Origin of the sequence: Halobacillus aidingensis, from assembly GCF_900104185.1 — a bacterium.
GTDB lineage: Bacteria > Bacillota > Bacilli > Bacillales > Halobacillaceae > Halobacillus > Halobacillus aidingensis.
The window spans coordinates 15,272-27,994 of the sequence record NZ_FNIZ01000034.1 but is presented as its reverse complement, the minus strand read 5'-3'; the positions used below and the strand labels follow the sequence as shown (position 1 = coordinate 27,994).

The 12,723-nt window shown below is 45.4% G+C and carries 11 protein-coding genes; all 11 read right to left on the bottom strand.

The window, feature by feature from the left end:
* Nucleotides 1–566: 566 nt before the first annotated feature.
* The 11 genes from BLS23_RS20475 to BLS23_RS20420 all read right to left on the bottom strand — a co-directional run bounded on the left by BLS23_RS20475 (nt 567) and on the right by BLS23_RS20420 (nt 12,440).
* Nucleotides 567–857 carry a four-helix bundle copper-binding protein gene (locus tag BLS23_RS20475; protein ID WP_089654862.1) on the bottom strand — a complete coding sequence of 97 codons (291 nt, stop codon included), beginning with the start codon at nt 855–857 and terminating at the stop codon, nt 567–569.
* Nucleotides 858–872: 15 nt separating this feature from the next.
* Nucleotides 873–1,556 (bottom strand): Na-translocating system protein MpsC family protein, encoded by a 684-nt coding sequence (locus tag BLS23_RS20470; RefSeq protein ID WP_089654861.1) that lies wholly within the window; start codon nt 1,554–1,556, stop codon nt 873–875.
* Between the two features lie 731 nt (nt 1,557–2,287).
* Nucleotides 2,288–2,911 (bottom strand): thymidine kinase, encoded by a 624-nt coding sequence (locus BLS23_RS20465; RefSeq protein WP_089654860.1) that lies wholly within the window; start codon nt 2,909–2,911, stop codon nt 2,288–2,290.
* 297 nt (nt 2,912–3,208) lie between these two features.
* Nucleotides 3,209–3,454, bottom strand: a complete 246-nt coding sequence (locus tag BLS23_RS20460; RefSeq protein ID WP_089654859.1) for a type B 50S ribosomal protein L31 — start codon at nt 3,452–3,454, stop codon at nt 3,209–3,211.
* A 177-nt stretch (nt 3,455–3,631) separates the two neighbouring features.
* A complete protein-coding gene (gene rho / locus BLS23_RS20455) occupies nt 3,632–4,918 on the bottom strand; it encodes a transcription termination factor Rho (protein ID WP_089654858.1) in 1,287 nt (428 codons plus the stop codon).
* Between the two features lie 462 nt (nt 4,919–5,380).
* Nucleotides 5,381–6,349, bottom strand: coding sequence for a class II fructose-bisphosphatase (gene glpX, locus BLS23_RS20450; RefSeq protein WP_089654857.1), 969 nt, complete (start codon nt 6,347–6,349; stop codon nt 5,381–5,383).
* A gap of 57 nt (nt 6,350–6,406) precedes the next feature.
* Nucleotides 6,407–7,693, bottom strand: coding sequence for a UDP-N-acetylglucosamine 1-carboxyvinyltransferase (locus BLS23_RS20445; RefSeq protein WP_089654856.1), 1,287 nt, complete (start codon nt 7,691–7,693; stop codon nt 6,407–6,409).
* A 67-nt stretch (nt 7,694–7,760) separates the two neighbouring features.
* Nucleotides 7,761–8,402 (bottom strand): fructose-6-phosphate aldolase, encoded by a 642-nt coding sequence (gene fsa, locus BLS23_RS20440; protein ID WP_089654855.1) that lies wholly within the window; start codon nt 8,400–8,402, stop codon nt 7,761–7,763.
* Nucleotides 8,403–8,523: 121 nt separating this feature from the next.
* Complete coding sequence (fba, locus tag BLS23_RS20435) at nt 8,524–9,387, bottom strand: class II fructose-1,6-bisphosphate aldolase (RefSeq protein WP_075037173.1); 864 nt, start codon at nt 9,385–9,387, stop codon at nt 8,524–8,526.
* Between the two features lie 158 nt (nt 9,388–9,545).
* On the bottom strand, nt 9,546–9,917 hold the full coding sequence (locus BLS23_RS20430; RefSeq protein ID WP_089654863.1) for a response regulator: 372 nt from the start codon (nt 9,915–9,917) through the stop codon (nt 9,546–9,548).
* 918 nt (nt 9,918–10,835) lie between these two features.
* A complete protein-coding gene (locus BLS23_RS20420; RefSeq protein WP_089654853.1) occupies nt 10,836–12,440 on the bottom strand; it encodes a CTP synthase in 1,605 nt (534 codons plus the stop codon).
* Between the last annotated feature and the right edge of the window lie 283 nt (nt 12,441–12,723).

The window sequence follows — 12,723 nt, the reverse complement described above, 5'->3', positions numbered from 1 at the left end:
CTCCCCCACAGGAAAGCGAGTAGCTTCCCGACCACCCCTGACGCCCAATACGGCAACGAACCCCGAAAACATCTCGAAACTGAGTCTTCAACTAAAGGGAGCATTAGTGAAATAAGCGTAAAAAAACCAAGCGGGGGATCCGCTTGGTTTGGGGGATTAATCTTGGATGAGTAATTGATATTTTTTAGGGATGATGTCTTCCTGCTTGATTTTTTTCAAGTATTCTTCAGCTTCTGCATATTTATCAAAAACCAAATCCTTGTTATCTTTCCTAAATTCAATAACGACACGGTGGCTATCTAATCCAACTATACGATACAGAGCGCATACTCCTTTCGTTGAGCATAATCAGCTCGAAAAACACAAAAAAGCCGAAAAGTATCCACTTGTGGAAAGAAAGATACTTTTCGGCTTTTGTCTAGCTCTATTGTCCAGATCAATGTTACCGAATAATATATAAAAATGTTATCTTCGTTCAATGGTTAAGCACGAGTAAGGATCAAACATCTCCGTTTCATCCCAATCACTATTATAGTACAGAATGGACGAAATGAAAACAGGGCTGCTTAAACTGATTTTTTCATGTCCTTTTGTTGCCGAATCCTTTGATATCCCTCAAGCTCTTCACATAATTGAACATACTCTAAACACATAAGGTAAACTCTGTCGTTTTCCATTTCTCCTAGAGTTAAACACTCTTCTGCAGCCTTCCTGCAAACCTCCGCACATGACGCCGCCATTTCATCCATAACCGGGCTGTTTTTCTGAACAGTTTCCACAGCGTACTTATAGGCATTCATGCATTCTTCAAGCAATAATGTCTTCTCCAGCAGCTTCGTGTCCGTTTTGCCGATCATTCTACATCCCCCTCTTTACGGTTTCAATATGAGAACCATATAACTACGATCCTTATTAAAATCCCAGTCTACAAAGACATCTTCTATACTTGTGCCAAGAATCGTTTCTAATGAGGCAAGATTCAAAAGTCGCTTTTCCAGCCTTCGTTTGGAAATCTTCAGAGGCTGTTCATATCCAGCATTGATCATTTCCTTTTCAATAGCAACTAATATTCCGTTACGCTCTATCAGTAGTGTCCGTTCATTCAACAAAAACGATCGAATGGAAGCCGGTGTTTTTTCTGCTTTGCGGCTCATTTTTTCCACTTCTTCGTGTACCGCGTCTTTATGTTTATAGGATTTTAAACCTTCCTTGTCAGGGTTGTCCGTTTTAATCACTCCGATAAGTACACCGGTTTGTCTAGATAAAGACCAGTCATAATATAGTGTATCGACATTTATACCTGTATCGGCACGAAGAGTTGCTTTTATATCAGGAATTAATTCTCTCATCATAAGGTCTCGCGTTTCATCCACTTTTTTATCATTTTTCTGCCCGACTAATACCCGCTCCATTGGCGCAAGGAAATCTTTCAGGTAGATGGTTAGAAATTTCCCCTCTATGGAGACGAATACAGAAGAGGGTCCTTTTCCGAAGTGGTCACGCAGCAGCTTGCCAATATAGCTCGACATTTCTGACTGAATAGACTGCTTATCCATTCCTATCCCCCCAGACCAAACGTTTATCTACAATATAAAGTATCACAAAACAAGGGCAGTTAAACGGAATAGAGCACATCGAAAATATAGGAAAGCACATTTATTAAACTAATTGGCAGGATTCTTGAAGACTCAGTTTCGAGACTTTTGTTGAGTGGATGGGGCTGCGGGGAATGACTCGCTTTCCGCGGGAGCGCGGTGAGCCTCCTCGGACTGCGTCCTGTGGGGTCTCACCAAGCACTTTTTTCCCGCAGGAGTCTCCCCATTCCCCTCCGCCCCTTTATCAAATAAGTGCTTCGAAACCACTTCCGGTATAGGATGTTTTTACTGACAAGGAAAGTAGATCTATATGAATTTCCATAACCGCTATTCTGGATAAAAAGCTTGCTATAGAGCGCTTAATTACTATAAATCAGGAATTGTGAAAGACATTCATCCTCGGGAAAGGGGTTCATTTCACATATGCATCGAATGGGGTGGTTGGGAAGCTGCGAGACCCCGTGGGAGAAGGAGATAGGCGAGATCCCGCAGGGCGTAGTCCGAGGAAGCTCGGCGCTCCCCCAAAGGAAAGCGAGTAGCTTCCCAACCACCCCTGACGCTAAACTTAGCAACGAACCCCCGGAAACGTCTCGAAACTGAGTCTTCAAGAAAAGGGAGATTTCTTGTAAGAAAGGAATTGGGTTTTCAGTAGTTAAAAAAAGACAGCTGAGATCAGCTGTCTGAGTAGTGTTTTATGTTGTTTTTTCAGCGTAAACCTTTTTTACTTCTTGTTGCCTGGGCTTGTTAGGTACTTCGTGATGATGGCGGCAACGCGGTTCGTATGATTCCGATGCACCCACTAAGATGATTGGATCGTCATAGGAAGCGGGCGCCCCATCGATCAAGCGTTGAGTACGGCTGGCCGGTGAACCACAAATAGGGCAGATGGCGTTTAGTTTTGTGACACTTTCACTCAGTGCCATCATATCCGGCATTTTACCAAAAGGTTCACCTCTGAAGTCGGTATCCAGTCCAGCGACGATGACGCGTATGCCTTTGTCTGCCAAACACTCTACGACCTCAACGATATGCTCGTCAAAAAACTGCATTTCATCGATTCCTACGACATCCACTTCATCCGTCACATGCTGAAGGATATCCAGCGAGCTTTTCACAGGACGAGCCATCACAGAAGTGCCATTATGAGATACAACCGCATCTTCTTTGTACCGGTCATCAATCGCAGGTTTATAGACACGGACCGTCAAATTACCGAAAGTCGCGCGCCTGACGCGACGGATCAACTCCTCTGATTTTCCGCTGAACATACTTCCGCAGATGAGCTCGACCCATCCACTTTGTTTCATTACATACACGTCTACTGTCGCTCCCTTCTCACTCGATCAAGCTTCAAATATGGGGGGATCATCCGGTATCCTCCCCTTTATTTCAACAAAAAAGAGCGCCCTTGATGACACCGATTTAACGGCGGCTTTGATCACCAAGGACAGCTCCCCATATTGATGAGTCCTTTGAAGAGTATAATTTAGCACCTTTCTAACAAGAGCTTTTATACCCCTATTTTTTGACAAAAAAACAGGCAAACATCTGAGACAATTTGCCTGTTTTTGTTCAAAATGATGAAGTCCCTCTCAAGAGAGAGGGTATCATTATTATGAAAGGTTATATTTCTTCTTGAAGCGATCCACACGGCCGCCAGCTTTGTCAGCTTTCTGCTTACCTGTGTAGAACGGGTGAGACGCAGAACTAATCTCTACGCGGATCAATGGATAAGTGTTTCCATCTTCCCACTCGATTGTTTCTTCAGAAGACTTAGTAGACCCTGTTAGAAACTTGAAATTAGAACTTGTGTCTAGGAATACGACTTTACGGTATTCTGGATGAATTCCTGCTTTCATGTTCTTCCACTCCTTTTTGCCCTGAATCCTTTGGAAACAGAGTTATTGTAAGAGCCGTCGAAGGTTCGTGATAACACCTTGTACTGAAACTCACATAGAATGATTATAACAGGGGCTCCCCCCTGATGCAACATCCAGTTTCAAGAAACATACAATCGTTGAAACCATGAATCCTTTTTAACGACGGGCGGCTGTTGCTTTCCCTTTCATATCTTTATCCATGAGATCGAAAAACTCTTCATTATTTTTCGATGCTCTCAAGCGACGCAGGAACCTGTCCGTGAAGTCCTGCGAATCAGACATCGATTTCCGGATGGCCCAGATTTTATCAAGATGCGTCTGAGGCAGAAGCAATTCTTCTTTTCTTGTTCCAGAACGAAGAATATCGATCGCAGGGAAGATCCGGCGCTCAGCAAGACTGCGATCAAGATGCAGCTCCATGTTTCCTGTCCCCTTAAATTCCTCATAAATGACGTCATCCATGCGCGAACCTGTGTCCACAAGGGCGGTGGCAAGAATCGTCAAGCTCCCTCCCTCTTCAATGTTACGCGCAGCCCCGAAGAATCGTTTCGGACGGTGGAAGGCAGCTGGGTCGATTCCTCCTGACAATGTACGTCCACTTGGAGGGATGACTAGGTTGTAGGCGCGAGCTAAACGAGTGATGCTGTCCATGAGAACAATAACATCGCGTTTATGCTCTACAAGACGCATCGCTCTTTCCAACACTAGTTCAGAAACCTTGATGTGGTTTTCTGGAACTTCATCGAACGTAGAGCTGACAACATCCACATCCGGCGCTACGGAGCGCTCAATATCTGTCACCTCTTCAGGACGTTCATCGACAAGCAGAATGATGAGCTTTGCATCGGGGTGATTTGTAGAAATGCTGTTGGCCATTTGCTTTAAAAGCATCGTCTTTCCTGCTTTTGGTGGAGCGACAATCAAACCACGCTGACCATAACCAACGGGCGCCATCAAATCCATAATGCGTGTGGAAAGCTTTTTCGTCTCCGTTTCCAGCTTCATTTGACGATCCGGATACAATGGGGTCAACGCAGGGAAGTGTACCCTCTCCTTCGCAGAGTCTGGGTCCTCACCGTTTACGGCATCTACGTGCAGCAAACCATAATAACGTTCGTTCTCTTTCGGGGGACGTACCTTACCGGATACCTTGTCCCCATTTCTTAAGTCAAAACGACGGATTTGTGAGGCAGAAATGTAAATATCCTCTGCGCTTGGAGAATAATTGATTGGTCGTAAAAAACCGAATCCTTCTGAAGGAATAATCTCAAGGATTCCGTCCATGAAAAGGAAACCATCTTTTTCAGCCTGGGCTTTTAAAATCGCGAAAATCAATTCGCGCTTTGTCAATTTTGCATAGTAAGAGACTTTATATTGTCTAGCTTTAGCATAAAGCCCTTTCAATGTCATTGTTTCTAAATTGGAGATTGTTAAATCCGCCACGTGATCACCACTTTTTATTAGTTTTCTTTATTTTCAAGTCATGCAGACGAACGCATAAAATCTTTGGGGGACATCATGTTTTTTACAACCCTAAAGATGGAAAGGCTAAAAAAACTCGGACATGACACCCTTTTATTACATATAGAATTAAAAACTTCTCTAAAGGATTTATTGAATGGCCCTGCATTATATAGAGGATCTGCTTCCTAACAAAGGAAAACATTCCTTCAGCAGAACTTTTTTGTTAGAAGAATGAGAAGAAGTTAAGTGAAGTCAGTAAATAGAAGCATAAGGAGACGTGTGTCATTATCTTCTATCCTAATCAAACAATCTTTATTGTACTCCTGTCTTTCTACAGTTTCAATGCTAATTTGTGAAATGTTTAAGAAGGTGGGTTTTTGTAGATGAAGAGGAAGCTGGTTTGAACACAGCTTCCTCTCTCTTTGATGAAGGTTGTTTTCACTATGGTTTCATGACCAAATTCGGCTTTTTCTTCAGGCTGTGGTCTCCGTCAATGAAACGGACCGTCCCTGATTTAGCCCTCATGACTAACGTTTGAGTCGTCGCTTTCTGTCCTTTAAATTGCACGCCTTTAAGGAGTTCTCCATCGGTGACACCGGTGGCTGCGAAGATGGCATCATCCCCTCCACAGAAATCTTCCATGTAAAGGACTTTGTCGACATCTTCAATCCCCATCTGTTCACAACGGAGACGTTCCTCATCATTGGCAGGTAGAAGCTTTCCTTGGATTTCACCTCCAAGGCATTTCAGTCCGACGGCTGCAAGCACTCCCTCAGGGGCCCCGCCTATTCCGAACAGAATATCTACACCTGTATGATCGAAGGCTGTATTGATCGCTGCGGCGACATCACCGTCAGGGATCAGCTTGATTCTTGCGCCAGCTTCGCGGATCTCCTCAATGATCCCCTGGTGGCGTTCGCGATTCAAGACGACGGCAACGACATCTTCCACATCTTTTTTTTTCGCCTCAGCGACGGCTTGCAGGTTTTCTGCAATGGAGGCGTTGATATCCACTTTCCCTACAGCCTCCGGACCGACGGCTATTTTATTCATATACATGTCAGGGGCATGTAAAAGCTGCTTATGATCAGCGATCGCTATGACAGCAAGGGCATTCCACGTTCCTTGAGCCACGATGTTTGTCCCTTCGAGTGGATCGACAGCTACATCGACTCTTGCTCCGTACCCATTGCCTAGTTTTTCACCGATATAAAGCATAGGCGCTTCATCCATTTCCCCTTCTCCGATCACGACGGTCCCTTTCATCGGGATCGTATCAAACACATCGCGCATGGCTGAGGTCGCCGCATCATCGGCTTCCTCTTTCTTTCCTCTCCCCATCCAACGCGCAGATGACAATGCAGCTGCTTCCGTGACTCTTACTAATTCCATCGATAGACTTCTTTCCATGGTGATCTCCCCAATCAAACAAAGATTTTTCCTCATCTCCCCATGGAAATCATGAAGCTACGAATTTTGGAATTGCTCGATTTCTTCGTCTGACATCTCCTCATACCAGACTTTTGCACCTAAATCGATCAGCTTGTTCGTAATGTTTTCATATCCTCGTTCAATGTGATCGACACCTGTAATCTCGGTAACACCATCAGCCATCAATCCAGCTATGACAAGAGCTGCTCCTGCACGAAGGTCTGTCGCTTTCACTTTCGCTCCTTGCAGCTTAGCAGGACCTGTCACAATCGCGGAACCACCTTCGACCTTAATTGAAGCATTCATACGCCTCAATTCATCGACATGCTTGAAACGGGCCTGATAGATGGTATCTGTGACTACACCCGTGCCTTGCGTCTGTGTGAGTAAGGATGTGAACGGCTGCTGTAAATCTGTTGGAAAGCCCGGATAAACGAGTGTCTTAATATCGACGCTCCTCAAGTCTTTTCCTGGTTTGACGTACAGCTGTTCATCATTCTCTTCAATGGTGACGCCCATCTCCCGCAGTTTCGCTAAAAGCGACTCCAAGTGTTGCGGAATGACGTTATCAATGATCATCTCCTCACCTTGAGCAGCGGCCATAATCGTGTATGTCCCTGCTTCAATGCGGTCCGGGATAATCGTGTGAAGACAGCCTTTCAGTGTATCCACACCTTCAATACGGATGACGTCTGTACCTGCACCTTTGATTTTCGCCCCCATACTTGTCAAAAGGGTGGCAACATCAATGATTTCAGGTTCTTTCGCCGCATTTTCAATGACCGTCTTCCCTTTTGCTCGGACAGCAGCCAGCATGATATTGATCGTGGCTCCGACACTGACGACATCTAAATAAATACGGGCGCCCTTAAGTTCTCTTGCACGAAGGTAAATCGCGCCTTGTTCATTTGTCACTTTTGCACCAAGAGCTTCAAACCCCTTAATGTGCTGGTCGATCGGCCTTGGGCCTAAATGACAGCCACCAGGCAAGCCGATAACAGCCTTATTAAAGCGGCCAAGCATCGCTCCCATAAAATAATAGGAAGCTCTCAACTTTTTAACTTTCCCATTCGGCAAGGGCATGTCGACCATTTCAGAAGGATCGATATGTACGGTTCTTCCGTCTTTACGCACCGAGCCACCGATCTCTTCCAACAAGTCCGACAAGATCCCGACATCAGAAATGTCCGGAAGACCTTCGATCGTCACAGGGGTTTCTGCCAAAATTGCCGCTGGCAGCAAGGCTACAGCACTGTTTTTAGCACCGCTCACCCGCACCTGTCCACGTAATGGTCTTCCGCCTTCCACTAATAGTTTATGCATGTGAAACTCCTCGCTTTAAGGTGAAGATTATGATTTTAGTATGTGCAATATTTTCCAAAACACACGACTATTTTTGATTATTCCAGTCATTCAAGAATTTTTCAATCCCCTGATCCGTCAATGGATGCTTAACAATCTGGCTCAAAACTTTGAAAGGAATTGTAGCAATGTGCGCCCCGTGGATAGCCGCTTCTGTTACATGGACGGGGTGGCGGACAGATGCTGCAATGATTTCCGTGTCAATGGCATGGCGGTCAAAGATTTCTGAAATCTGCGCAACAAGTTCCATTCCGTTATGGCCGATATCATCAAGCCTTCCAAGGAATGGTGATACGTAGGAAGCACCAGCACGGGCAGCCATCAACGCCTGATTGGCTGAGAAAACCAAAGTTACATTTGTTTTGATGTTCAAATCACTGAAAGCTTTCACTGTTTTCAGACCTTCCAGCGTCATCGGTACTTTCACAGTAATGTTCGGGGCAATAGCAGCAAGGTCCTTCCCTTCCTGAATCATCCCTTCCGCATCTTCAGAGATGACCTCTGCACTGACAGACCCATCTACTTCATCCGTGATTTCTTTCAGACGGTCATGAAAAGATACTCCTTCTTTCGCTACAAGGCTCGGGTTTGTCGTTACACCCGCTAAGAGCCCAAGTGCGTTCGCTTCCCGAATATCTTCTATGTTTGCCGTATCAATGAAAAATTTCATATCCCCACTCCTCTTCGCTTCTTTTTGTTGCTCCAAGTTGATGAAAAAAGTCGAATGATGGCGTTTTCACACATGATGAAAAGGAAACCGCTACAGTGTAGCGGCTTCCTCCAAACTATTTTTACGCTTTTTGAGAAGATCCGAATTCACGCATCTTGCCAATAACCGTTTCCTTGATCGCATCACGACCAGGTCCAAGGTATTTACGTGGATCGTACTGTTCAGGCTGTTCAGCAAGAACTTGACGAACGGCTTTACCTTGAGCCATTTGGTTTTCAGTGTTTACGTTAATTTTAGCTGTACCGAAAGAAATAGCTTTCTTGATATCAGCTGTTGGAATGCCTGTACCACCGTGAAGAACAAGTGGCTTGTCAACAAGTCCCATGATTTCTTCCATGCGGTCAAAGCCAAGGTTCGGCTCACCTTTGTAAGGTCCGTGTACAGAACCAAGCGCTGGTGCGAATACATCAACGTTTGTTTCGTCGACCAATTGCTTACACTCAGAAGGGATTGCGTATGCTGCTTCCGCATCATCAACGATGATATCGTCTTCTTGTCCACCTACACGGCCAAGCTCTGCTTCAACAGAAACACCGTGGATGTGTGCAAGTTCAACAACCTTGCGAGTAACAGCAATGTTCTCTTCAAGTGGATCGTGGGAAGCATCGATCATGACAGAAGTGAATCCAGCGTGGATCGCTTCTGCACATTTTTCAAAGCTTGAACCATGGTCCAAGTGAATCGCAACAGGTACTGTTGTACCATAAGACTTCATAAGTGCTTTTACCATGTCGACAACAACGTTGAAGCCGCCCATGTAGCGTCCTGCACCTTCAGATACACCCAGGATTACTGGAGACTGCTCTTCTTCAGCAGCCTGAAGAATCGCTTGAGCATATTCTAAGTTATTAAGGTTGAACTGACCTACGCCGTAGCGTTCTTCCTTAGCTTTTTCTAGCATTTCTTTCATTGATACTAGTGGCATGAAAGAATCCTCCTTTAGTTAGCGTACTGCATTGTATTTACAAGTCTGTTTCCATACGAAAACACACCATGTAAGTTTGGTTACAGTATTAGAATACCAATACCCTTTCTATGGTGCAACAGCAGGAGGATTATATAGCGCTTACATCGAGAAAAAAGTCATGAACGGCTGTGAACAAGGGTTCCATTAACCATTTCTTTCAATTTATGGATGTCAAATGGCTTAGCTATGATATCTGTTACAAAAGGAAAATCTGCTTCCTTCTCGATTGATTCCTTGGATGCCCCTGTAATGATGATGACAGGTGAGCCAAAGTGCATTTCTTCTAAGTAGAGCAACACTTCTTTGCCATGCATGACAGGAAGATTATAATCCATAATAATGAGATCCATGTCCTGTTCTTCCACAAAGTCACATGCTTCACGGCCTGTTTTTGCGCTTACGATTTCGTATCCCTCTGTTTTGAGAATCTCCTCTAACAGAAGTCGTATTCCTGGTTGGTCGTCCACGATTAGGATTCGATTTGCCATGCTTTTTACCTTCCCTTCTATCATCTTTTAGTTTAAATTCCTCTCACTATCTCTCTATCATGTATTTTCTATACATGAATGGTGTATTCCTGCACACGTATGTTCTGTTTGTCAAAATTTCTGTAAAAAATTCTCTTTTCACTAAAACTCCCGAGTGTGGAAGACTCAGTTTCGAGACCTTTGTTGAGTGGTTGGGGCTGCGGGGAATAGGTCGCTTTCCGCGGGAGCGCGGTGAGCCTCCTCGGACTGCGTCCTGTGGGGTCTCACCCTGCACTTTTTTCCTCTTAGGTATCCGGTTCCGGCGCCTAGCGGCTAGTGAGACTTCCCTCGCTTCTGTACGATAAGTCAACATCGAATCGCTGCGCTCTTCGTGTTTCCTTTATCTCCGCCAGCTCAGTCCAGTCCATACGCCGCTGATCGAGGCGCCTCCACACTAAGATAGGAGTCTCGCCAATCCCCTCCGCCCCTCTGCCATATAAGGATCTCGAAACCACTTCCGGAATAAGCTGCTTTTATGCACATGGTAATTGGAGGGGAATGAACTCCTAAAAACGCTATTCTGCATGCGAAAAGATTGGTATAGAGCGCTTTATGCTTATAACACCAGGATAGTGGAAGGCCCGCTCCCACAGTAAAGGGGTTCGTTTCTCACCTTCATGGAATGGGGTGGTTGGGAAGCTGCGAGACTCCCGTGGGAGAAGGAGATAGGCGAGATCCCGCAGGACGTAGTCCGAGGAAGCTCGGCGCTCCCCCACAGGAAAGCGAGTTGCTTCCCAGCCCCCCCTGACGCTCAACACGGCAAACACCCCCTGAAACATCTCGAAATCGAGTCTTCCACAATCCTGCCATATACTTGAAAATCTTTATAAAAAAAGAGAGCCGATATCCCTGTCAGGGACATCGGCTCTCTTTCATTTATTATTGATTTGTTTTCATTGCTGCGCCGACGAAGCCGTGGAATAGTTCTTGTGGGCGGGTCGGGCGTGATTTGAATTCTGGGTGGAACTGGCTGGCTACGAACCATGGGTGATCTTCCACCTCGATGATTTCAACAAGGCGGCCGTCCGGGCTTGTGCCGGAGAATTTGAATCCTGCCGCTTCCATTTGTTCACGGTAATGGTTGTTGAATTCGAAACGGTGACGGTGACGCTCATACACCACTTCTTCTCCGTAAGCTTCCATCGCTTTGGTGCCTGGTTGCAGACGGGATGGATAAATACCAAGGCGAAGGGTACCACCAAGATCAGACACTTCTTTTTGTTCTGGAAGAAGGTCGATGATCGGGTGCTCCGTAGAAGGATCGATTTCTGCGGAATGTGCGCCTTTTAGTCCAAGGACGTTACGGGCAAATTCGACGGTTGCCAGCTGCATACCAAGGCAGATTCCGAGGAAAGGCACATGGTTTTCACGAGCATAACGGATAGCGTCGATTTTACCTTCAATTCCTCTGTCCCCAAAGCCTCCAGGAACAAGGATTCCGTCTACGCCCTGCAGTTCATCTGCAACATTCTGTGCGTGAAGGTTTTCAGAATTCACCCATTTCACTTCTACATCGGAATCGTAGCTGTAACCAGCGTGCTTCAATGCTTCTACAACTGAAATGTACGCATCTGGAAGCTCTACATACTTACCGACAAGCGCAATGGTTGTCTTGTGCTGAAGGTTTTTAACTTGGTCAATCAGTTTGTTCCACTCTGTCATGTCAGCCGGTGGCAGGTCTAAGCCGAAGTGCTTACATGTCAGCTCGTCCAACTTTTGTTCCTGTAATGTAATCGGAATTTGGTAAAGCGTATCGGCATCACGCGCTTCAATAACAGCATTCTTGTTAATGTCACAGAACAGAGCGATCTTTTCTTTCATATCTTCAGAGATCGCCATTTCTGTACGAAGAACGATGACGTCTGGCTGGATACCCAGTGAGCGAAGTTCTTTGACACTATGCTGTGTCGGTTTTGTCTTCATTTCTCCCGCTGCGTTCAAATAAGGAACAAGCGTACAATGCAGGTACATCACATGCTCACGGCCGATGTCACTCTTGATCTGACGAATCGCTTCAAGGAATGGAAGGGATTCGATGTCCCCAACAGTACCACCGATCTCCGTGATAACGACATCTGCGTTCGTTTCGTGACCAGCACGGAAGACACGTTCTTTGATTTCGTTCGTAATGTGAGGGATAACTTGGACCGTACCTCCCAAATAATCACCACGACGCTCTTTTTTAATGACGTTGGAATAAACTTTACCTGTCGTCACGTTGCTGAATTTATTCAGGTTAATATCGATGAAACGCTCATAGTGACCAAGGTCAAGGTCTGTCTCTGCTCCATCATCGGTTACGAAAACTTCCCCGTGTTGATATGGGCTCATCGTCCCCGGGTCTACGTTAATGTAAGGGTCGAATTTTTGGATCGTTACCTTCATGCCTCTATTTTTTAACAAACGTCCTAAAGATGCTGCCGTAATCCCTTTTCCTAAGGATGATACGACACCGCCAGTTACGAAAATGTATTTTGTTGCCACGTTGAATCCCTCTTTCTCTATTTGTCTTATTTAGTTATTCACTAATCCTTCTGTTTTGATAAGGGGCAATTACATAAAAGCACAAGCGTCCGAAGACCTCCATGGCGAAACTTTATGCGCGCTGGAGATCTTGGACGCCGAATGATACAAATGCACAGGCGCCTTAGCCATAACCAAGGCGCCTCTTTTGATCGTATAAAAAAACAAAAAACGCTCCCCTCTCTCGGGGAGCGTTTGGAAATTTCGTTTCAGGAAATTAAAGAGCCCAAATAAGATTCTACTC

What these genes read in the sequence shown, in the direction of transcription:
- BLS23_RS20475 (WP_089654862.1), bottom strand. Translation starts at nt 857, where the DNA reads ATGATCGGCAAAACGGACACGAAGCTGCTGGAGAAGACATTATTGCTT.
- BLS23_RS20470 (WP_089654861.1), bottom strand. Translation starts at nt 1,556, where the DNA reads ATGGATAAGCAGTCTATTCAGTCAGAAATGTCGAGCTATATTGGCAAG.
- BLS23_RS20460 (WP_089654859.1), bottom strand. Translation starts at nt 3,454, where the DNA reads ATGAAAGCAGGAATTCATCCAGAATACCGTAAAGTCGTATTCCTAGAC.
- glpX (WP_089654857.1), bottom strand. Translation starts at nt 6,349, where the DNA reads ATGGAAAGAAGTCTATCGATGGAATTAGTAAGAGTCACGGAAGCAGCT.
- BLS23_RS20445 (WP_089654856.1), bottom strand. Translation starts at nt 7,693, where the DNA reads ATGCATAAACTATTAGTGGAAGGCGGAAGACCATTACGTGGACAGGTG.
- fsa (WP_089654855.1), bottom strand. Translation starts at nt 8,402, where the DNA reads ATGAAATTTTTCATTGATACGGCAAACATAGAAGATATTCGGGAAGCG.
- fba (WP_075037173.1), bottom strand. Translation starts at nt 9,387, where the DNA reads ATGCCACTAGTATCAATGAAAGAAATGCTAGAAAAAGCTAAGGAAGAA.
- BLS23_RS20430 (WP_089654863.1), bottom strand. Translation starts at nt 9,917, where the DNA reads ATGGCAAATCGAATCCTAATCGTGGACGACCAACCAGGAATACGACTT.